Below are 22,245 nucleotides of genomic sequence, written 5' to 3'. Positions count from 1 at the left end.
AACAAGACACGGCTATTTTAAATCGTTGAATCGATTAAACTTCCAGCAATTCCGCTTCTTTTGCGGCTAAGGCTTCATCAACCTGCTTAACGGCTGCATCAGTGATTTTTTGAATTTCGTCTTGTGCACGACGATCATCATCTTCACCAATTTCTTTTTCTTTTAGTAGTTCTTTTACATCGCTGTTGGCATCACGGCGAATATTACGAATAGCCACACGAGCTTGTTCTGCTTCCGCGCGAACAATCTTAATTAAGTCGCGACGGCGCTCTTCAGTTAACATTGGTAATGGAATGCGAATTAGCGTACCAGCAGAAGAAGGGTTTAGGCCCAAATCTGAACTCATAATGGCTTTTTCAACTGCGCTAATGAGGCTAGCATCAAAAACGGTGACGGTTAGCGTACGCGAGTCTTCAGTTGATACATTACCAACTTGCTTTAACGGCGTGTCTACACCGTAATATGGCACCATAATCCCGTCTAGCAGACTTGTGTGGGCGCGGCCAGTACGAACCTTAGACATTTGAGACTTCAAAGACTCAATGCTTTTACCCATGCGTGTTTGAGCATCTTGTTTGATTTCGTTAATCACGATAACTATCCCTACTCTGTTTCTGTTTTATTTGATACGTGACAGATAGTGGTGCCTTCATCTGCGCCCATAACAACATTCTTTAAACTGCCAGGTTTGTTCATGTTAAATACACGAATTGGCAAGTTATGGTCTCGCGCTAAAGTGAATGCAGCTAAATCCATCACTTTTAATTCTTTGTCTAGTACTTCAGCGTAATCCAGCTCACTGTATAATGTGGCTGCAGGGTCTTTTACAGGGTCGGCGGTAAATACGCCGTCTACTTTAGTGCCTTTAAGCACTGCTTCAGCTTCAATCTCAATGCCACGTAAACACGCTGCAGAGTCTGTTGTGAAGAAAGGATTACCCGTACCCGCTGAGAAAATAACAACTTTACCGGCTTTAAGATTGCTAATAGCATCTGCCCAGTTGTATGAATCACACACGCCATTTAGCTCAATGGCCGACATCAAGCGCGCGTTCACAAAATTTCTATGTAATGCATCACGCATAGCTAAGCCGTTCATCACGGTTGCTAGCATGCCCATGTGGTCGCCCACTACACGGTTCATACCTGCTTTTGCAAGGCCTTCGCCTCGAAACAGGTTACCACCACCAATAACTAGCCCAACTTGGATACCTAATTCTACTAACTCTTTAATTTCAAGAGCCATACGGTCCAATACTTTAGGGTCAATACCAAAACCTTCATCACCCATTAGGGCTTCACCTGAAAGTTTTAAAAGAATGCGACGATATGCAGGTTTAGGATTGGTGCTCATAGCGATGATGATCTCTCTTATCTAGAAATACAAGAAGGTTGCGGCATGATACCGCAACCTGAAGAACAACTAAAATTACTTTTTAGCTGCAGCGATTTGCGCAGCAACTTCTGCAGCAAAATCTTCTTCTTTCTTCTCAATGCCTTCGCCAACTTCTAGGCGAATGAAACCAGCAACAGAAGCACCTTTCTCTTTCAAGATAGCGCCAACAGTTTTCTTAGGCTCCATGATGAACGCTTGGCCAGTTAATGAGATTTCACCGGTGAATTTCTTCATACGGCCAGTCACCATTTTCTCGGCGATCTCAGCTGGTTTGCCTTCGTTCATAGCAATTTCGATTTGTAGCTTTTTCTCTTTTTCTACAACGTCGGCTGGTACGTCTTCAGGAGACAAAAACTCTGGCTTAGAAGCAGCAACGTGCATTGCAACGTGCTTAAGCGTTTCTGCGTCAGCTTCACCAGTTACAGCAACACCAATACGCTCACCGTGACGGTAAGAAGCAATTGGAGCACCGTCTAAGTACTCAACGCGACGAATTGAGATGTTTTCACCGATTTTAGCAACCAGTTGAACACGCTCTTCTTCGAAGTTTGCTTTCAAAGTTTCGATGTCAGTTTTTTCTGCAGCAGCAGCTTCAGCTACTTTTTCAGCGAACGCTGTAAAGTTGCCATCTTTAGCTACAAAGTCAGTTTGACAGTTAACTTCTAGTAGGGCTGCAAAACCAGCGCCTTCTTTAATAATAATCGCGCCGTCAGCAGCAATGTTGCCCGCTTTTTTAGCCGCTTTAGCAGCACCGCTCTTACGCATATTATCAATCGCTAACTCGATGTCACCATCAGTTTCAGTCAACGCTTTTTTACAATCCATCATGCCTGCGCCGGTACGGTCGCGCAGTTCTTTTACTAGGGCAGCAGTAATTGCCATTTGTTTGATCCTCGACTGTTTATCGGATAAAACTCAGGGGACAAGCTTGTCCCCTGCTAATCATCAAGCTTACTCAGTATAAATGCAGTTTATTGCATTTAATTACTCAGCAGCTTCCTCTACGAAACCATCTTCTTCAGCTTGTACTACGATGTCGTCTTGACGACCTTCGATAACAGTATCAGCAGCTGCGCCAAGGTACAATTTAATTGCACGGATAGCATCGTCGTTACCAGGAATGATGTAATCAACACCGTCTGGTGCAGAGTTAGTATCAACTACAGAGATAACTGGGATACCTAGGTTGTTTGCTTCGCGAATAGCGATGTGCTCGTGTTCAGCATCGATTACAAACAATACGTCTGGTAAACCGCCCATGTTTTTGATACCGCCAAGGCTTTTCTCAAGCTTTTCCATTTCGCGAGTACGCATAAGCGCCTCTTTCTTGGTTAGCTTTTCGAAAGTACCGTCTTGGCTTTGAGCTTCTAGATCTTTTAGACGCTTGATAGATTGACGAACTGTTTTCCAGTTAGTCAACATACCACCTAACCAACGGTGGTTAACGTAGAATTGATCTGAACGAAGTGCTTCAGTTTTGATGGTGTCACCAGCAGCGCGCTTAGTACCAACAAAAAGAACTTTACCTTTCTTAGATGCAACTTTCTTAAGAACAGACATTGCATCATTAAACATAGGTACAGTTTTTTCTAAGTTAATGATATGAACTTTGTTACGAGCACCAAAAATGAAAGGCTTCATTTTTGGGTTCCAGTAACGAGTTTGGTGACCAAAGTGTACGCCTGCTTGAAGCATATCGCGCATTGAAACGTTTGCCATTATAATTTCCTCAAATGGGGTTAGGCCTCCACACATCCCATTTTACCGACCAGACCAAATTGCCCAGCACCCCGGAAAACGTGACGATGTGTGTGTGTGTTTAAAATATAAATATTTAATTTATGTAAGCATCCACACTAATTCGAAAACTAGAGTAATGACTTACGGCGCGCTTTATACCATAAATAGCAATATTGATAAAGCTAAGGCTAAACTTTTCGTTAATTTTTCTAGCTACTACAACTCCCCTCGCCCTTACGGTAAACTAGCGGCAAAACCAAGGTAAACACTCAACTATTAGTACTCATGAGCATAGTAATAAAAACCCCTGAACAAATTGAAAAGATGCGCGTTGCTGGTCGCCTAGCGGCAGACGTTCTCACCATGATCGCCCCTTATGTTAAGGTTGGCGTTAGCACCGATGAACTTAATCAACGCTGCCATGACTACATAGTAAACGAGCAAGGGGCTATTCCTGCGCCACTAGATTACCATGGCTTTCCTAAATCAATCTGTACCTCGGTAAACGATGTGGTATGTCATGGCATTCCATCTAGTACCCATATTTTGCAAGATGGCGATGTAATCAACATCGATATCACCGTAATAAAAGACGGTTATCACGGTGATACCTCCAAAATGTTTTTGGTAGGCAATGCCTCACCTGCCGATAAACTATTATGCCGCGTGACTCAACAAGCGCTCTACCAAGCCATTAAAGTGGTAAAACCTGGCAATAAGGTCAGCGATATTGGTAATGCAATTCAAAAATACTTGAAAAAAGGCAACTATCGCTACGGCATCGTCGATAACTTTTGTGGCCACGGTATTGGCGAAGGTTTCCATGAAGATCCACAAATCATGCATTACCGCAACAACGACCGAACGGTATTAAAAGCAGGCATGTGCTTTACCATTGAACCGATGATCAACCAGGGCAAAAAAGGCAACTGGGTTGACGAAGAAGATGGCTGGACAGCGCGCACCAATGACGGCAAAAACTCTGCTCAGTGGGAGCACACACTGTTAGTCACTAATGACGGTGTTGAAGTGCTAACACTTCGTGACGAAGAAGACTTACCACGCATTATTAAACACTAACCAACGGGTCTTAGAGGTATAGTCATGGAAACGACGTTAGCAGCACCGCCTTTGCCCTGCATAGAAGAGATATCGCTTAAAAGTAGTAAGCGATATCTAGACGAACTGCAAGAGTACTTAGCCGATCAGTTCAATCAGGGCGTACATGTCGTTGAGTTAGTGCAGTTGCGCTCTCAACAAATGGACTTGTTACTTAACTGTTTGTGGAAGCATTTTGGTTTAGCCGATCACCCAGAGCTCTCGTTGCTTGCCGTAGGTGGTTACGGGCGTGGCGAACTTCACCCTCGTTCAGATATCGACATTCTTATTCTCACTCGAGAGCAAGTTGAACCAGCAATAGCAGACAAAATATCAGCGTTTATTACCTTACTGTGGGATATACGCTTAGATGTAGGCCAAAGTGTTCGCACGCTCAAAGAGTGTTTAGAGCTAGGTCTAGAAGACATTACTATTGCCACCAACTTGCAAGAGTCACGTTTACTGTTTGGTGATAAAGCATTATATCAAGAGCTATGTATGGCCGTTTGCGCCGACAGCTTTTGGCCTAGCGAAGCTTTTTTTCGCGCCAAAAAGGATGAGCAACTAAGTCGTCACCGCCAATACAAAGGTAACGCTTACTCCTTAGAACCGGATATTAAAGCTAACCCTGGCGGCTTACGTGATATTCAAACGATTTGTTGGGTAGCCGGCCGCCATTTTGGCAGTAGCGACTTAGATGAACTCACCAAACAAAACTTTCTTACTCTAGCAGAGTGTAGAGAACTGCAAGATTGTCGAGATTTTTTGTGGCGAGTGCGCTTTGCGCTGCATATTCACTTGCCTAAAAGTGATGATCGTTTGTTATTTGACCGCCAGTTAGCAGTAGCTCAATCACTGGGTTATAGCGGTGAGCACAATGCGCCCGTTGAGCGTTTAATGAAGCACTTCTTCCAAACGGTGCGTCGAATTTCCGAATTAAATGAAATGCTACTGCAGCTCTTCGATGAAGCGATCCTTGGTAACACCGCCATGGATGTTCAGCCAGTCGATGAAAACTTTATGCTACGTGGCAACCTAATTGATAGCGCTAATGGCCAGCTGTTTTTGGAGCAACCAGAACAAATTTTGGTGATGTTTTTACACATTGCCGATAATCCGAAGATTACCGGTATTTACTCGGCAACCTTGCGCCAGTTACGCGAAGCAAGACGCAGGCTGACCCATTGGTTGCAAGATATACCAGAGTGTCGCCGCTACTTTAGACGCCTTATTAAGCATCCTAACGTGACTGGGCTACCGCTGACCTTAATGCACCGCTATGGGGTTTTATCAACCTATTTCCCTGCTTGGAGCCGCATTGTAGGTCAAATGCAATTTGATTTATTCCATGCTTTCACAGTTGATGAACATACCCATCGCCTGATTAACAAAATCCATTCGTTTAATGATGAAAAAACCAAAGAGGTTCACCCTCTTTGTTGCCAAGTATACCCGCGTTTAGAACGACCTGATTTACTGGCTTTAGCAGCCATTTTTCATGATATTGCTAAAGGACGCAAAGGCGATCACTCAACCTTGGGTGCGGTAGATGCCGAAGAGTTCTGTTTGGCCCATGGTTTTAGTAAACCCTCCGCTCGCACCGTAGCGTGGCTAGTTAAGCACCACCTATTGATGTCGGTAACCGCTCAACGCCGCGATATTTATGATCCAGAAGTGATTACCGAGTTTGCTAAGGTTGTACGTGATCAGCGCCACCTAGACATGTTGCTTTGTTTAACGGTAGCTGATATTTGCGCAACCAATGACGATACCTGGAACAGCTGGAAGCGAACCTTATTAAGCGAACTTTATAATTCGACACAAAAAGCCTTACGAAGAGGCTTGGAAAACCCTGTCGATATTCGTGGGGTGATTAGAGATAAGCAGAAGAAAGCCATTCAGCAATTAGAACTTAAAGGCTATTCAGAAGAGCAAGTTCGCGGCTTATGGCAGCGTTTTAGGGCCGATTACTTTCTGCGCCACACTCCTCAGCAAATTGCTTGGCACAGCGACCACTTATGGGGTCACAGCGAAGACCAACCTTTAGTATTGGTTAGTCGCCGCGCAACTCGCGGCGGCACAGAGATATTTATCCATTGCCAAGATATACCGCATTTATTCGCGTCAGTTGCTGCTGAACTAGATCAAAAGAATTTGAATATTCATGATGCGCAGATCATGTCGAGCCGTGATGGTTTTGTACTTGATACCTTTGTGGTGCTCGATCATGAGGGCGAACCTCTCTCACTAGAGCGTGGTATTTTGCTGCAGCAAACATTGGCCGAAAAGCTCCATGTTGCTGCGCCAATTGATTTAAAACAGCGCCGTGTGCCACGCCAAGTGCAGCAGTTCTCTATCGCACCTCGTGTAGAGTTTTTGCCCACTAAAGGTAATCGAACCTTGATTGAAGTTGTCGCCTTGGATAAGCCTGGTTTATTGGCTAAAATTAGCGCCGTATTTCAATCCTTTAATTACACGATTCACGCAGCTAAAGTCACCACCATTGGTGAGAAAGCAGAAGATTTTTTCAGTATTAGTAACTGTGAACGTGAAAAGCTAAGTCCAGAGCAAAAGCAGCAGCTTAAGAGCATTCTGGAACAAGCACTCAAACAATAATATTTAGCAAGCTCAACCACTATTTTGGAGACAACCATGTCTAAAGACTTTTTTAGTTACGCCGTTGGTGTGGGAAGTAAAAACGCAAATGGCCAATGGCTAGAAGTTTTTTACCCTGCTCCGGTTTTAAACCCAAGCGAAGCAGAAGTATCAGGCCTAACTAAAGGTTTAGATTACAACAATGGCAAACAAGACATTGAACTAGACGATGCTGCATTGAACATTCTAATCGCCAATGCTGAAGCTCTAGGTTTAACAGCGCAAGTAACAGCACTTAACGCTTTATTAGGCAGCAAACAGCCTCGCGTTTTATGTTTACTAAGCCAAGATGATGCAGCTGCCTCAACACCAGAAGCTTACCTTAAACTGCACCTACTCTCTCACCGCTTAGTTAAACCTCACGGTACCGATTTAAGTGGCATCTTTGCGGTACTTCCTAACGTAGCATGGACTAACCAAGGTGCTATTGATCTAGCCGAGTTACCAGCCCGCCAGTTAGAAGCGCGTGCTAAAGGTGAATTACTACAGGTTACTTCTGTAGATAAGTTTCCGAAAATGGCTGACTACGTGGTACCAAATGGTGTTCGTATTGCGGCAACTTCACGGGTTCGCCTAGGTGCTTACATCGGAGAAGGCACTACAATTATGCACGAAGGTTTCTGTAACTTTAATGCAGGTACTGCAGGTACTAGCATGATCGAAGGCCGTATCTCTGCTGGAGTATTTGTAGGTAAAGGCTCTGATTTAGGTGGTGGTTGTTCAACCATGGGTACCCTGTCAGGCGGTGGTAACATTGTTATCGCAGTAGGTGAAGAATCGCTAATTGGTGCAAACGCTGGTACTGGCATCCCACTAGGAGACCGCTGTACCATTGAGTCTGGCCTATACATCACCTCGGGTACCAAAGTAGTACTAATAGACGAAAACAAGCAACAGGCAGGCACCATTAAAGCCCGTGAACTTGCAGGTAAATCAGATCTGCTATTCCGCCGTAATAGCCTTACTGGCGCAATCGAATGTTTAACCAACAAAACAGCGATTGCCTTAAACGAAGAGCTACACGCACATAACTAAGTTAAAACGGCTCAAGTTACTGCAGTAGCTTGGGCCTACTTTCCCTCTTAAATTCCTCCACATAAAAAGCCCACTAGTTCACACTCCTTCTACGCGTAATGAGCTATGCTGCAATATACAGGCTCTGCAGAACAATGCGGCGGCGACTGTTTCTAGCACTAGAGTGACAATTCGTTATGAAGGAAATTTTATGTACAAAAATCTAAAAAGCATTGGCATTACCAACCCAAGCGACATTGAACGTTATAGCCTCCGCCAAGAAGCCAATTCTGATACGCTCAAGATTTACTTCCATAAGGAAAAAGGTGACTTTCTCACCCGCAGTGTAAAATTCAAATATCCAAGACAGAAAAAAACGGTACTCATTGATGGTGGTCGCGGCACTTACAAAGATACAACTGAAATAAACGCCAACCTACGATTTATCGTAGAAGAACTAGATAAAATTACTCGCAGAGACCAACAAGAAAAAGATACCAAACAACAAGTACTTTCTGAATTAAGACATTTGGAAAAGGTAGTATCTAATAAAATTGCTGAGATTGAGGCTAAACTAGAGCGTTTATAAACGCTAAAAACAGATACAAAAAAAGGAGGCTTAAGCCTCCTTTTTAACACTTACACTAAACCTAAACGGTTGCGAGGTAAGATTCCATATCAGTTTTCAAGTTGTCTGACTTAGTACCAAAGATAGCTTGAACACCTTGGCCAGCAACTACTACACCAGCTGCACCTAAGCTCTTAAGCTTTGGTTGGTCAACAGATTCTACCGACTTAACCTGAATACGTAAGCGAGTGATACAAGCATCTAGGCTAACAATATTAGCTTTACCGCCAAACGCTTCTACTAGGTTCTTAGACATTTCGTCTTCAGATACCGGAGCTGCAGCACTAGCAGACTCATCTTCGTCTTCACGGCCTGGGGTTTTAAGGTCTAATTTAGCAATAACCACACGGAACACTGTGTAGTAAACAGCTGCATAACCTAAACCAATTACAGGGAATAACCAGAACTTCTGAGCATTAGTAGATAGAACGATGAAGTCAATCAAACCGTGAGAGAATGATGTACCGTGAACCATACCCAAAGAGTTTGTAATAACAAATGCTAAACCAGCAAGTAGTGCGTGAATTACGTAAAGAACAGGAGCAACAAATAGGAACGCAAATTCAATAGGTTCGGTAATACCTGTTAGGAATGAAGTAAGCGCAGCCGAGATCATAATACCGCCAACTTTAGCGCGGTTCTCAGGTTTAGCAGCATGCCAGATAGCAATCGCCGCAGCAGGTAAGCCGTACATCTTAAACATGTAGCCACCGGCTAGTTGACCAAAGCCATTACCCGCAGCGCGAGTAGCTTCATCTGCTTGTAAGTAACAGGTTAATACGCCGTTAGCCACTTCGCCAGCAGCCGTTTTACACTGACCAGCTTCAAAGAAGAACGGTACATTCCATACATGGTGTAAACCAAATGGAATTAATGAACGTTCAACAATGCCATAAATACCAAAGGCTAGCGTTGGGTTTTGCTCTGCTGCCCAGTGAGAGAATGCTGCGATACCACTACCAATAGGAGGCCAAATAAACGCTAGTAGCACACCTAAGAAAATAGTTAGGAAACCAGTGATAATCGGCACACTACGCTTACCCGCAAAGAAACCTAGATAGGCAGGCAGTTGAATGCGGAAGAAGCGATTGAATGCCCAACCGGCAACAGCACCCGCTAAAATCCCACCAAGCACACCAGTATTGATCGTTTCAACGTCCATTATAGGCGCCATAACGGTCAATGTTTTTTCCATAATGGTGAAGCCAACAATAGCCGCTAATGCTGCAACACCATCGTTGTTGGTAAAACCTAAGGCAACACCTACGGCAAACAACAATGCCATGTTACTGAATACAGCATCACCTGCGTTCATCATCAATTGAGATACGATATGCGGCATCCAACTGAAGTCTGCAGCGCCGACTCCTAACAAAATACCCGCAACAGGTAGTACTGATACTGGTAGCATCAGTGCCTTACCTACCTTTTGCGCTTGTGCAAACAAATTTCCAAACATAGTGAGCTCCTAGGGGCTGATAGTAAACTAAATAAAGCCTTAGCCATTTTCCTTCAAAAGGCCAATTTTTAAGCGGCTTAAATATAATTATTTTGATGTTGCCGCTAAATTCGTTTTCTTACGATTTCAGGGCCTTAGTTTAGGCGTGTACGGAATAGAAAAATGCGATTTGGCACAAGTTAAACCTCACTTTTTGTAACACTTTGTAACACTTATTTTCAATTAAGATAAAAATGCCATATCGAGTAACTATTTCGTTTTATTCACCTTCTACCTTCCCATAAATTAACAAGCTGCTAGCTTCCCCCAATACGCACAACAAAAGCATATAAAACCAAACACTCAACCATCAGAAGAATAAAAAACCATCAAATAAACAATTAAAAGCACAAGAAAGGGTTTTCACACTACAACTGTGAGTTTCCTCACACGACAAACCACAAAACTACTGAGACAATGCTTTCGACATAATGTTCCATAGGAATTGGAATTTACAGAACAGGGTGCTTATTTATGTCCTAATTTGGAAATTAATACACATAAGGTTTATGTAATGAAATTAAAAACACTTTCGATCGCAGTAGCATCAGCCGCGATGTCAACTCAAGCAATTGCCGCAACACCAGAATTTAACGGTTACATGCGTTCAGGAATTGGCGCTACCGGTTCAGGCGGCGAGCAAATGTGCTTCCAAGCCGACGGTTCACCATATAAGCACCGTTTGGGTAACGAATGTGAAACCTATGCTGAAATAGCATTATCTGCACCTTTGTATGAAGAGGGCAACAAAGCAATGGGTGTACATACCCTACTTGCTCACTCTGTAGACCAACGTAACGATTGGGAAGAAAGCCCTTCTGCAGTGCGCGAAATGTACGTTTCTGGCCAAAACATGGTTGAATCTTTCGAAGGTTCAAACCTTTGGGCTGGTAAGCGTTTTTACCAACGTCGTGACGTTCACCAAATTGATTACTACTACTTGGCAAATGCTGGTGCAGGTGCTGGTATCGAAAATATCGATGTAGGCTTTGCTAAGCTTTCTGCTGCATGGGTTCGTAATACTTCTGAAGCATTATTTGATGCCAACATTGCCGGCTCTGGCCAAACTATGGCTGATTTCTCTGGTAACAACTTAGATTTACGCCTAGACGGCATCTCTACTAACTCAAACGGCGAGTTGAGCTTAGTAGGTATTTACGGCATGTACTCTGAAGCGGCTGACCAAGATTTCAACATCGAAAACCAAAAAGACAACGGCGTGTTCGTGATGGCTGAGCACACTCAAGGTGATTTCTTTGGTGGCTTTAACAAGTTCTCTGTATCTTACGCAACAGACGCTATGGCGGGTATTGGCGCAAGTGGTCAACTTCGTGGATTTGGCTACGAAAATATGGCTGACGAAGGTGATGATCCGGTTTACCGCACCGACAGCAATGAAGGCAGCTGGTACCGCTTGCTAAACTGGGGTGTGGTTGATTTAGGCGAGTCAGCAGCCATGTCTTACGTAGTTAACTACGAAAACTACGATAAAGATGATAACAAAGGCTCTACCTTGTTCACTGTTGGTGTTCGTCCTCAGTACAACTGGAGCAATAACCTATCTACTATCTTAGACCTAGGCTACGATGTAGTTGAATTCCAAGATGCAGCTAAAGCTAATGGTAGCGAAGATAACAAACTAGCTAAAGTAACTATTGCCCAGCAGTGGCAAGCTGGTCCAAATGTATTTGCACGTCCAGCTCTTCGTGCATTTGCAACTTACGCAAAATCAGACCAATACATCTCTCGTGACTCTAGCTCAAAAGATGAAGTAACCTTTGGTTTCCAAGCAGAAGCTTGGTGGTAAACACCAAATAATAAAAATGCCTATTTTTAGCCCTCGTAAAGAGGGCTTTTTTATTGCTAGTAAGTCTCTCACCTTCACTAACAACCCCAAATGCTCTCATCGATAAGACTCGTAAAATAGGAACACTGATTAACGCAAAGCATTATGCGAACTGCCTTTTTGACTGACCCCAAATAAGACTTTCCCCACTCTACTCACCGCACAAGAAGTTATGCTAAGGCCACAATAACTAAGCCCACCTGTTTCTACCGAATATCGGGCAACAAAAAAGCCAGCTTAACGCTGGCTTTATATCAAACTAAAAGAAGTGTTATTTGTTTTTCACTGCTTCAATAAAAGTATTTCTTGCTGAGCGTGAGCCTGCGTATTCTGCTTCTTCTACCAACTTAAGCGCTTTTTCTACTTCGTCATTGTTAACCATGTCTTCAATTAACTTGTTGTAAAAAGCCTCTGTTTCGGGAAGCATCGCTTTTTTAAGTGTTCTATTATCAGAGCCACTTGAACTTGTTGATGAAACGGCCACTGCTGCTCCAGCGGAGCTTGCTGCTGCCACGGTTCCCTGACTAGAGGGAGAAGGAAGAGGCTCTTCTTTTTTCCCACCAAACCATGCTTGATCAGAAAAAACCGAAGAGTTGGCAGAGTTGAATGTCATATTCACCATTCCCATAGCGGAATGTGGAATTAGTGGATCAGGTAGACCTGGATCAGCTTTAGCCTGAGCTTTAGCATATGTCCTAGCTGGGTGCACAATTTGAGTCTCATCGCTCAATGATTGATCTGTCGTATATACAATCATGTAGCGTTCACGCTCTTCTGGTAAGCCCGACGCCAAGCGGATCTTAAAAGTAGCCGCTAACATATTGGGCTTAAAGTGTTTAGCCTCTACATACTTAAAAAAATCAGCGGGCAATACTCTTAATACTTCAAAATTCTCATTTAATAAAGCAACTGTGGGAGCAAAAACAGTTTCACCAATTTGCGCTTCTAGCGTAATAGGAATGTCTTCGCCCAGATCAGGCAACTTATAAGCCAATATAAAACTTTTTCCCGTATTGAACTGAAATGCTTGACGATTTTGGTCTATCGCTTCTTCAGTTTGGTAGTTATAACTAGTGGCTTTATAGCTGATATCTTGAAAACTATTACAACAAACTGGTGCCGAGTCTAATGTACGCCCTGTAACAAGGGTATCGGCGTATAGGTACCGAGTATCGGCGCCTCCGCTTAGCATAGAGCTATCTGAGCCAGAGCTACACGCTGTCAAACCTATCATTGAAGTTAGAACTACTACACCAAGTTTCGTTCTCATTACTACCTCCTCAAAACTAAAAGACCCTTAAAATATTCTATTTTAAGGGTCTTGACTAGCGTTCTAACTATTTAAGTTAAAAAGCAGTGTTTACCACCAAGCTTCAACTTGAGCGCCGTACATAAGGTCATTTTTCTCTTGAGCCATGTCGCCACCGAACTTCGCTACGAAGATACGGATTTCAGGACGAGCCCAGAAACCACCTTTCTCTTGAAGAGGAGACCAAGCTTGAGCTAATGCAACCTTGTTAAGGTCAGCACTTTCGCTCATCCATGGGTCTTCTGCATTGTAGTATGCAGCTTCAAGGATTGTGCTCATGGTGTTGTTCCACAAGTAACGAGGACGTATTGTTACGCCGTAACGAGTACCATCGCTCTTGTTGTTGTCACCCGCGTCATCTTGATCAAGTTGCGAGTAAAAAGCAGACCAACCCATATCTACATTGCTACCAAATTTAACCACACCGTGGTCAATGATACGCCATGATTTACGACCTAAGTCACCGCCACCACCGATGTTGTATGAATCACCTAAGTGGTTGTTCATACCGTAACCAGACCAACCGTAGCCTTCAGTAGAGTACTGAGCAACTAACTTGTTGAAACCACCTGGTAGACCAACAGCCCACTCAGCAGTTAACTGAACACCAGTTTTGTCGTTGTAGCTGCCATCAGTTTGAGCTTCTTCTTGAGCATCGCTTAGGTTAGCTTTGCCACCCATTGCGATTAGGTCGATAGAACCTAAACCGATATCAATACCACTTAAACGAACGTCTAATTGAGGAGTTGAAGTGAAAGGTTGGCTAGAGTCACCACCTACATCATGCCATTTGTTATGGCGTACAGCTACACCCAAACGAGCGAAGCCTAGGTCAATGCTATCAACACCAGCACCGTAACCAGAACCGTTTACGTAGTACCAGTCGTTGATGTGTACATCTTTACGACCGTAGTAACGGTTACCAGCCCAGATTTCTGTGCCGCTAGCCATAGTGTACTTAGCGTAAGCTTCACGGAAAGATAGACGTTGGCCAGACCATGGGTTCTCTGGGTCACCTACACCTTGCCAAGAGTTACCACGTTGGTCAGTGTTACCTTCTTGAGTACCGTAAGCAACTAAAGTGTGAATAGAGAACTTTTCACCAGTGTTACGTTCTACAACGTTTTGGCTCAATGCTAACTCTGCGTATGTATCACACTCATCACCTAAACGACCAACAACGTGAGCGTTAGGGCCACCATCACCATAACAGTACTGTGAACCACCATCAGCGTTTAAGCCGAAGCCAGCACGGAAGTAACCGTTGAAATCAAGAGCGAATGCGCTTGAAGAAATTGTTGCCGCAGTAACTGCAACAGCAAGTGTTTTCAGTTTCATAATCCTTTCCTTTTCCTTTAGAACTACTAAGTCCCTTACCTTATTTAGTAAGAGCCAGCGGTGCATTTGTAAGTGTGCTTATATCCGCTAACTGAGATGGATTATAGGGAGCCTATTTCCAGACAACTTTGAACTAGCTCACAGAATGATTTTTCTGAAAATCGCTTGAAAACAAGGGTTTCAGGGGTGAAAACAAGGTATGGATCACATCATCAAATAACCATAAGAAAAGCTATGAAAATGCTTTCAATCACAAAGAAAAGGCTTTCAGTAGGTTAATTACTAAAAAAAAACAAAATTTGCACTAATATTTAAGGTTAAGACCTAAAAAAAGTAATTTTTTTTCACGACCATGAAAGCCTTTTCAAAGTTCCAATTACCTTTCACAAGTGTGACGCAGATCACCAATAAAAAGGGAACTATTTCCAAGACATTCGCTTAAATAACTGTTTCCAGCGCTCGGGCAAGGGGCAATCAATGATGATTTCGTTGTCAGTATAAGGATGAACAAAGATTAATTGTTTAGAAAACAACCAAAGCCCAGGTAGCCCCAGCTCACGAAATAAGCGGTTGTGACGACCATCGCCGTAAGTGGTGTCACCGATAATATGATGACTTAGGTGATGCATGTGACGGCGCAATTGGTGCTTTCTTCCAGTTTTAGGTTTAAGTGACACTAAACTATACCGAGAAGTTGCAAATTTACCTGATGGATAAGGTAACTCTGCTTTTTGTAATCCAGTGTAAAAAGTAAGGGCTGACTGGGCAGGTTTATCCTGCTGTGCCTTAGCATCCACCATCTTATCTAGCTTTTCCTTCAACGGATAATCTAGCTGGTGTTCCCCCTCTATATAACCTCTAACCAAAGCAAGATATTGCTTATCTATATGTTGTGCAGCAAATTGTTCGGAAAGCCTGCGGGCAGCTTCAGATGACTTAGCCATGATAAGTACACCACTGGTTGGTCTGTCTAAGCGGTGCACTGGGTAAACATATTGGCCAATTTGATCACGCAAAATCTGTAAAGCAAATTGGGTAGCTTCTTTAGCTATCCAACTTCGGTGAACTAACAACCCAACCGGTTTATATACCGCTACATAATGGTCATCTTCAAACAAGATCTGAAGTTGTTCTGGAATAGCTTCAACAAGCTCTTCATTAGGCTTAGAATCGTCAGTCATTACTTAAAACTCTCATCGATTGTTTTTATAACGTCCAACAAAGGCTTAGCTTCAAATGCCAATTGCTTAACCGCCTCTTCTGCATAAGGGCTTATCTCAACTTTTTGAGGTAACGGAGCGCCGAGTTCAATGAGTTCACGCATTTTAGGGATAAAAATAAACTGTAACCATTGCGGCAAACTTAAGGTGTCGATACAAAATGGCTGAGTACTAGCAAGTAGCTCGTTACTTGGTAGAGTGTTTTGCCAACTATTAGCTTGTTTTAAGCACTGCTCAAGTTCCAAAAGCAATGGCATGATTTGTTGCGGCATCGTATTCATTAAAGCAAAAATGGCAGTGTAACATTCCAATCTAACATTACCTACCAAACTGAGATAATTGCCCTCTCCACTATAAATGTGGATACTGACGCCAAATGTTGTGGATCGAACAGTAACAATGAATAAACTAAGCACATTAAGCGAAATCCTTCAGGCTTCGGGCAGTGACCTACGAGTGTATGAAATGGGTCGACAGATCCATCACATCAGCAACCAAGACTTCTACCAAATGGAAGTAGCAAAGCAGCCCTACCCTGCCCCCATTCAACAACACGCTAGATTTGCAGTTTGTTTTTGGCAAAAACAACAATCTACAACACCTTATATATGGTTTTTGCAATTACCTGTTAACGAGCAAGGTTTTATCAATCTTGCTGCACGCGATCAGTTCATCCAACTGGTTATTGAAGCACTAGGGCAAGAGCTAAATCTGAAACCGAGTGAAGAGCAACAACAGGCATTAGCCAACAATCAATATATCTATAAACCCATTGAGGAAAAGCTCGCTTTTTTTAATGCCTTATATAAAAGAGATACTCAATTAGCGCCATCGGAGCATTACTTGGCTGTTCGTCGCTATTTGCAAAACGATGGTGAATGGGAAAATTGGCAGAACCTAGCACTGCAAGGCATTGCAGACTTAGTGGCAAGGTTAGATAGAGATGATAATAGTAAACTGCTTAGCCAAGCCTTCCCACATCTGCCACTAGAAGTTGCCAACAAAACCCTAGAATTACTTGAACATGCTAAGTTAGATCAGCAGCTTAGTCATGTAATTGCATCTTTGCATCAGCAGCAATTGTTAAGTGATGAAGAGCTTGCAAGTTTGTATCTTCGAGCTTTAGCCGGGGCTTCTGTTAAGCCGCTTACCCATCAAGCAATTAAGCAACAGCTTGCAAATGCAAACTCGATTCATAGCTTTATCGCGGTGGCAGGAAGGTTGTGGCAATCCTTAAGTGACCCCCACTTACTCAAATATTTCTTAGAAACGATTGCGGACCAAAACGACCCAGAGCTGTTTCAACAGATTTTCGCTGATTTAGTATTCATTCCAAGCTTACGTAGTTTTGTATTAGCCCAGCTTCGTGACCCCAATAACTCAGAAGCTCTGCAGCTATCCATTACGCAGTTGATTAAACTGTATCAATCACCTAAACACCATTAAGGATTAGTTATGTCTCAGCAAATTGCATTGATCGCGATAAAAGCCTTATTGGACGAAAACAAACAACCTACCCTTGCTTTAGTAAAAGGTAAGCTCACTACAAGGCTACCAATGCCTACGGTAATTGCAGCGCTAAATGCTTTTAAAAAGGATCCCTCTATCGTTGAGAATCTAATAGCTGAAGCGCCTCTAGTTAAAGAGGCACCAAAGGCTATTGAACAACGCGTTATGGAGCTAGAAAGCCAAGTTCAGCTACTATTGCAACGCATCGAGCAACTAGAAGCGAAGAACTAGCGATGTTCTTAAGCGAAGTAAACTTTGAATGCTATACCGACACAACCGTTACCCGCGCTGAAAAAGCGATAAACCTATTGTTAGATAGTTGGCGTTACCATGGGCAAATCATTGGTCGCGAATTCCCTATTGTATTAAAAGACGCCATTTTTTCAGTGCGAGTTGTTTGCCCCGAAGAAAATAGCCTATTAGACAGTTTTCAAAGTAAGCAAGTAAAACGCGCCAAACTAGCATTAAGTGAGGCAGGTTTACTCAGCCCAAAACTTAAAAATCTTGGTCGAGACATTAACTCAGATGACAGTGATACATGCGAAACACCTAGCTGGCAGGTCTTGTATACTAATTATCTGCAAAGCTGTTCTCCAGTTCGCTGTGGTGACCATTTTACCCCCATTCCGCTTTACCACTTGCCCGCAGTAGCCAATGGCGATCACAAGCAGCTAATTAAGTGGCAAGAAGATTGGTCAGCCTGCGACCAATTGCAAATGAATGGCAGCATATTAGAACATTCTGCATTAATAGAGATGAGTGATATCACTAGTCGCCTTTATCGCAGAGGCTCAGACCTAACCAAACGTTTGGAATACTTAAGCAAAGTACCTACCTATTTGTATCTCTATAGGGTTGGTGGCGAAAGCCTTAAGACAGAAAAAGAACGATGCTGCCCAAATTGCGGTGGAGATTGGTTATTAGAAAATACCATTCATGATATTTTTGACTTCAAATGTGACACCTGCCGTTTAGTGTCCAATATTTCTTGGGATTTTAAGCGCTAAAGTTTGTTGCTCTTTCGAGCAACTCTTTGCAGCAATTTGCGGTTGCTTATACAAATTAGAGGCTTTGAACCAGAACAAAAAGCCGATAAGGTATTAGAACAGCCACAAGCGTTGCCCGAAGGGTTTGGCTAAAATCGTTTGATGCTTTTGGTTACACTTATTCTTAGTTAATAAATGAATACTTAAAGTAACTAGGCTACGCACTCGTAGCCAAAGCCAAAACGATTCTATCTCCAACAAAATTTCATCGCGAAGGTTAATTGGCTTAGTCACACAGCTCAAATTTAGCTACAAACTCTTCCAGTGTTTTTGCCAGCACGCGGTCAATTTCTTTTCCTAACTGCTCTAGTACAACCTCTCCGGAATCATTATCGATGCTAACGACTTGCATCTCGTCTTCTGTACTAGCAATAAACACCGTTTCTTTTTGCTTCAAGCGACGTTGCATTAATACATGACCAATGATGTTCTCAAGTAGCATCTCAAAGTCTTGTTCATTCCAGGCTTGAACCAACTCAATGCGATTGTTTTGAAAGTCCACCGCTAGGGTTTCAGAGAAGTAATCACCGTAAAATGCTTTAATACTAGGGTGTAAAGTTATTTCTAAGGCACGCTCAATGCCAGAGAAATCGCCTTTATCCTCACGTAACACCGGTTTCCAACTCACCTCTTGTTGCTCTGGCTCTCCAATAATGCAAGGAGACAACCATTGCTCATCATACTCAACCTTCGGATAGGCGCTGCTTTGCCAATGCTGTTCAAACTTATTAAAAACGAGAGATAATGGTTGTGATATGACGCTGCTCATGGATGTGTTTCACTAAGAATTAAGATAGACTAAGCCTAACTAATTCCATGTAACAACACCATGAAAAAGCAGCCTTTAAACACTTCGCAACAGTTAAAAGACAGTTTGAGCCTCGGTAAACCTACCGATTACATTAGTAACTACTCTCCCGAGTTATTACAAGGCGTACCTCGAACCTTAAATCGCCAGCAAATAAATTTGGATGAAAGCCATGCCTTGCCTTTTACCGGCTACGACTTGTGGAACTTGTATGAACTATCTTGGTTAACCCCATCGGGTTTGCCCGTTGTAGCAGTAGCCGAGGTGAAAGTGGCGGCTAGTTCGCGCTGCTTAATCGAGTCAAAATCATTTAAGTTATACTTAAATAGCTTTAACCAAAGCCACTTTAAAAACTTTGATGAGGTTGCTGCAACCCTTGAGAAAGATTTACAACATTGTGCTGAAGGCGATGTAGAAGTAAAACTGTTACCTATCTCCAGTGAAATGGACTCAAGGCCAATTCCCGGCGTTAATATTGACCAACAAGAGATTAGCATTAGCAACTATGAGCTAGACCCTAACCTTTTAGAAAATGCAGCCGATCCGCAGCAAGTAGTCAATGAAACGCTAAATAGCCATCTATTAAAATCAAACTGCCTAATCACTAATCAGCCAGATTGGGCCAGTGTTTACATTGATTATCAGGGCTCAAAAATAAACCAAGAAGCGCTACTTCGTTATTTGGTATCTTTTCGTCAACACAACGAGTTTCATGAGCAGTGTGTCGAGCGGATCTTTTGTGACATTATGCAGTTTTGTAAACCCAGTACCTTAACTGTATATGCTCGTTATACCCGCCGCGGAGGGTTAGACATAAACCCTATGCGCTCTAATGACCCTAAGGTTGACGAAAAATTAGGTAACTGGCGTTTATTACGCCAATAAAAGGTAATTATTTCTTGAGAGTTCAAGCTTATTTAACTGGATTGTTGGCCTTAATTACGTGCTTAGTAAGCTTCAATGGTTCTGCTTACGAGCACGGTTTTGTTCATGTACCCAAAGCACTAGAGCCACTCCGCCAGCTACTGATTGCCAATCCTCGAGAATGTATAAGGCAAACCGAGCAGCAACTAAGCAATCAGCAACCATCCCCTCAAAATGCAGAGTCGCAAAGCGTTACCTTACTAAGTTATCAACTCGGTGCGCTATGCGCCTATCGAATCAAAGATACCCGACAGGCTCAGCAATACATTGATCAAGCTATCGAGCTAGCGAAACAACAGCAACATCAAGCTCACTTAACTCAAGCCTACATCATTGCCGCATTAGTGTTGAGCAATGATCCTAACCGAGCAAGTGAAACAGAAACTTACCTCAATCTGGCACAAACTAATTTAGATAAACTCAAAATCTTCCCATTGCCTAACATGCGCTTTCAACTTCAAAAAGTATTGGCGCTTTATCATCTAAACCAAGGTAAAAGCAACGAAGCAAAAACCTACCTACTTAAAGCAAAAGAAGAAGCGTACGCCAGCAAATCCCCCATATTACGCGCCTGGTCCGAAGCATTACTCGCTAATTATTACCTAGCGAACAGTCAACCTGAACTGGCACTTAGCCATTTAAGTGAAGCCGAGTTGGACCAACAAGACATTAATAGTAATGAAGCACTGTTGCTCACCAGCATGCTACAAGCCAATATCGCTCGGGTATATCTTGGGCAAGGAGAGTTGGCAATAGCCCAACAAATTCAACAAGATGCTATTGCCAATGCGGTTGACTTAGGAAATTTTGATTTACAAGCCGAAGAGATTGCCACCTTGGGCAATATGTCTGAGCTCGCCGGTGATATAGACGCAGCTCTAGTGCACTATCTCAATGCGAAAGAGATAGCCAAAGCCAATAACAACCTCCCCTTGTTAGCGGACATTGAGCTGCAACTAGGCAAAACCTATATGGAGTTGTCAGACTACACACCGGCACTAGTCCATTTACAAATTTCTCGACAGCTTTTTATTAGCTTAAATCAACCTGGAAAATTACTGCGCAGCTTATTGTTGTTAGGTGAATTGCACATCAATAATAATGAGAACGGCTTAGCCATTTTGCAGCTAGAAAAAGCAGAAGAGTTGGCTAACACCATGGGGCTAAGTAGCAGCCACAGTAAAGTGTATAAGCTGCTTACTCAAGCCTATGAGAAAAATGGCAACTACGCGTTAGCACTAGAGCAATTTAAGGTTTACCACAGTCTAAATCAGCAGTATCAGCAAATTCGTAATGAACTTAAACGCGAGCAGTTTAAACAACACTATCAATACATAGAGCAAGCTCAGCAACTGTCTGACCTCACTCGTGAAAAAGCGATTATTTTGCAGCAAAGTAACTTTCAGCAATTGGTACTTGTGCTGGTTTGCGTATTTGGCATCATGCTGCTGTTCCTATTCTTAGTGACCCGTCAAAAGCTACTGAGCCGAAACGCTTCGCTTAACGACATAAGCCATCAGCTCAATCACCACCCGGTAACTGGGCTACAACAGCTAGCGAACAGCGACGCACCATTAGTATGTTTACGCGACAAACTGTCCAACAAACAACAAGCTCGTATTCTATTAATGCTTTCGATAGAGAGCATTAGCCTAGCCAGCCAACAAACACTTGGCTTTAAAGCTCAGCGCGACCTAATTAAACGCTTTATTGAAGAATTGATTGAAGACATAGAAGGCGATTTCCACTTAGGTCATATTAGCGACAAGCAGTTGGTGTTATGCATAGAACAAGCAGATTTAAGTCCGCAAGAGTTGGGCGAGCGGCTTAGTGGTCGAGCCAAAATATGTGCAGAACAACAAAAAATAAAACTAATTATGGCCATTGGATGTTGTAGCTTGCCATTTTTAGCTAAAGCTAAAGATGCAATTGACGATAAAGGAATGACCGAAGTTGTATGGTTAGCTCTTGAAGGCGCTCAACAGCTTTGTAAACACACTAATCAAAACCAATGGGTTGAACTTACAGCAATGAGTGGTTCACATGCTGCATTTTTCTGTAGTGACGTTACCCAAGATGTAAAACAAGCGATTGCCAAAGGCTTGGTAAAAGTAAACGCTTCCAGCGATAAGAGCTTAATAAATTGGTAAACTTATGCAAACAGCAGCCAAAAACTATGACACTTGAGCTGCTGTAGTTAATAAAGATCTCATGTTA

Annotated in this window: 20 protein-coding genes; 10 read left to right on the top strand and 10 right to left on the bottom strand. The window is 42.9% G+C overall.

Annotated elements, in window-relative coordinates; translation table 11 throughout:
- Positions 1-34 precede the first annotated feature (34 nt).
- The 4 genes from frr to rpsB all read right to left on the bottom strand — a co-directional run bounded on the left by frr (position 35) and on the right by rpsB (position 3,114).
- Entirely contained in the window at positions 35-592 is a 558-nt protein-coding gene (frr, locus tag ACYFDN_RS13835; protein WP_016401183.1) for a ribosome recycling factor, read from the bottom strand.
- An 11-nt stretch (positions 593-603) separates the two neighbouring features.
- Positions 604-1,353: a UMP kinase gene (gene pyrH / locus ACYFDN_RS13830; RefSeq protein WP_040307020.1), complete on the bottom strand. Its 750-nt coding sequence runs from the start codon at positions 1,351-1,353 to the stop codon at positions 604-606.
- A gap of 75 nt (positions 1,354-1,428) precedes the next feature.
- The gene (tsf, locus tag ACYFDN_RS13825) at positions 1,429-2,277 is read right to left on the bottom strand and encodes a translation elongation factor Ts (protein ID WP_483511589.1); all 849 of its coding nucleotides are present in this window, start codon (positions 2,275-2,277) and stop codon (positions 1,429-1,431) included.
- Between the two features lie 102 nt (positions 2,278-2,379).
- Positions 2,380-3,114, bottom strand: coding sequence for a 30S ribosomal protein S2 (gene rpsB / locus ACYFDN_RS13820; protein WP_016401186.1), 735 nt, complete (start codon positions 3,112-3,114; stop codon positions 2,380-2,382).
- A gap of 306 nt (positions 3,115-3,420) precedes the next feature.
- Here rpsB and map point away from each other — a divergent pair, with 306 nt between their 5' ends.
- The 4 genes from map to ACYFDN_RS13800 all read left to right on the top strand — a co-directional run bounded on the left by map (position 3,421) and on the right by ACYFDN_RS13800 (position 8,491).
- Positions 3,421-4,215: a type I methionyl aminopeptidase gene (gene map, locus ACYFDN_RS13815; protein ID WP_406608981.1), complete on the top strand. Its 795-nt coding sequence runs from the start codon at positions 3,421-3,423 to the stop codon at positions 4,213-4,215.
- A 24-nt stretch (positions 4,216-4,239) separates the two neighbouring features.
- On the top strand, positions 4,240-6,849 hold the full coding sequence (gene glnD, locus ACYFDN_RS13810; protein ID WP_472590593.1) for a bifunctional uridylyltransferase/uridylyl-removing protein GlnD: 2,610 nt from the start codon (positions 4,240-4,242) through the stop codon (positions 6,847-6,849).
- A 36-nt stretch (positions 6,850-6,885) separates the two neighbouring features.
- Positions 6,886-7,923, top strand: a complete 1,038-nt coding sequence (dapD, locus tag ACYFDN_RS13805) for a 2,3,4,5-tetrahydropyridine-2,6-dicarboxylate N-succinyltransferase (RefSeq protein ID WP_483511587.1) — start codon at positions 6,886-6,888, stop codon at positions 7,921-7,923.
- A 190-nt stretch (positions 7,924-8,113) separates the two neighbouring features.
- Positions 8,114-8,491, top strand: a complete 378-nt coding sequence (locus tag ACYFDN_RS13800) for a DUF3461 family protein (RefSeq protein WP_016401191.1) — start codon at positions 8,114-8,116, stop codon at positions 8,489-8,491.
- Between the two features lie 61 nt (positions 8,492-8,552).
- Here the strand turns inward: ACYFDN_RS13800 and ptsG are convergent, their stop codons facing one another.
- Positions 8,553-9,989 (bottom strand): PTS glucose transporter subunit IIBC, encoded by a 1,437-nt coding sequence (gene ptsG / locus ACYFDN_RS13795; RefSeq protein ID WP_152779264.1) that lies wholly within the window; start codon positions 9,987-9,989, stop codon positions 8,553-8,555.
- Positions 9,990-10,542: 553 nt separating this feature from the next.
- Here ptsG and lamB point away from each other — a divergent pair.
- On the top strand, positions 10,543-11,835 hold the full coding sequence (gene lamB, locus ACYFDN_RS13790; RefSeq protein ID WP_152779266.1) for a maltoporin LamB: 1,293 nt from the start codon (positions 10,543-10,545) through the stop codon (positions 11,833-11,835).
- Positions 11,836-12,145: 310 nt separating this feature from the next.
- On the opposite strand, the gene ACYFDN_RS13785 is transcribed toward lamB, so the two are convergent.
- The 4 genes from ACYFDN_RS13785 to ACYFDN_RS13770 all read right to left on the bottom strand — a co-directional run bounded on the left by ACYFDN_RS13785 (position 12,146) and on the right by ACYFDN_RS13770 (position 16,157).
- Complete coding sequence (locus ACYFDN_RS13785; protein ID WP_483511586.1) at positions 12,146-13,144, bottom strand: MalM family protein; 999 nt, start codon at positions 13,142-13,144, stop codon at positions 12,146-12,148.
- Between the two features lie 90 nt (positions 13,145-13,234).
- Positions 13,235-14,521, bottom strand: a complete 1,287-nt coding sequence (locus ACYFDN_RS13780) for a carbohydrate porin (RefSeq protein WP_406608986.1) — start codon at positions 14,519-14,521, stop codon at positions 13,235-13,237.
- A 419-nt stretch (positions 14,522-14,940) separates the two neighbouring features.
- Entirely contained in the window at positions 14,941-15,702 is a 762-nt protein-coding gene (truC, locus tag ACYFDN_RS13775; protein ID WP_483511585.1) for a tRNA pseudouridine(65) synthase TruC, read from the bottom strand.
- Positions 15,702-16,157: a YqcC family protein gene (locus ACYFDN_RS13770; protein WP_483511584.1), complete on the bottom strand. Its 456-nt coding sequence runs from the start codon at positions 16,155-16,157 to the stop codon at positions 15,702-15,704. Before ACYFDN_RS13770 ends, truC begins: the two co-directional genes overlap by 1 nt.
- On the opposite strand from ACYFDN_RS13770, the gene ACYFDN_RS13765 reads away from it, so the two are divergent.
- The 3 genes from ACYFDN_RS13765 to ACYFDN_RS13755 are packed head-to-tail and all read left to right on the top strand — an operon-like array spanning position 16,141 to position 18,257.
- On the top strand, positions 16,141-17,187 hold the full coding sequence (locus ACYFDN_RS13765) for a DUF3549 family protein (protein ID WP_483511583.1): 1,047 nt from the start codon (positions 16,141-16,143) through the stop codon (positions 17,185-17,187). The two genes, ACYFDN_RS13770 and ACYFDN_RS13765, sit on opposite strands and share 17 nt — an antisense overlap.
- A gap of 9 nt (positions 17,188-17,196) precedes the next feature.
- Entirely contained in the window at positions 17,197-17,481 is a 285-nt protein-coding gene (locus tag ACYFDN_RS13760; RefSeq protein ID WP_483511582.1) for a hypothetical protein, read from the top strand.
- A gap of 2 nt (positions 17,482-17,483) precedes the next feature.
- Positions 17,484-18,257, top strand: coding sequence for a Zn-ribbon-containing protein (locus ACYFDN_RS13755; RefSeq protein ID WP_483511581.1), 774 nt, complete (start codon positions 17,484-17,486; stop codon positions 18,255-18,257).
- Positions 18,258-18,522: 265 nt separating this feature from the next.
- Here ACYFDN_RS13755 and syd read toward each other — a convergent pair whose 3' ends face one another.
- Positions 18,523-19,065 (bottom strand): SecY-interacting protein, encoded by a 543-nt coding sequence (gene syd / locus ACYFDN_RS13750; RefSeq protein WP_483511580.1) that lies wholly within the window; start codon positions 19,063-19,065, stop codon positions 18,523-18,525.
- Between the two features lie 60 nt (positions 19,066-19,125).
- Here syd and queF point away from each other — a divergent pair, with 60 nt between their 5' ends.
- The gene (gene queF, locus ACYFDN_RS13745) at positions 19,126-19,989 is read left to right on the top strand and encodes an NADPH-dependent 7-cyano-7-deazaguanine reductase QueF (protein WP_483511579.1); all 864 of its coding nucleotides are present in this window, start codon (positions 19,126-19,128) and stop codon (positions 19,987-19,989) included.
- Positions 19,990-20,003: 14 nt separating this feature from the next.
- Positions 20,004-22,178 carry a tetratricopeptide repeat protein gene (locus ACYFDN_RS13740; protein ID WP_483511577.1) on the top strand — a complete coding sequence of 725 codons (2,175 nt, stop codon included), beginning with the start codon at positions 20,004-20,006 and terminating at the stop codon, positions 22,176-22,178.
- Positions 22,179-22,245: the final 67 nt, after the last annotated feature.

This window comes from Agarivorans sp. D1326 (genome assembly GCF_056958115.1).
The sequence above is the reverse complement of the archived record's forward strand: the minus strand, read 5'-3'. Positions and strand labels throughout refer to the sequence as shown.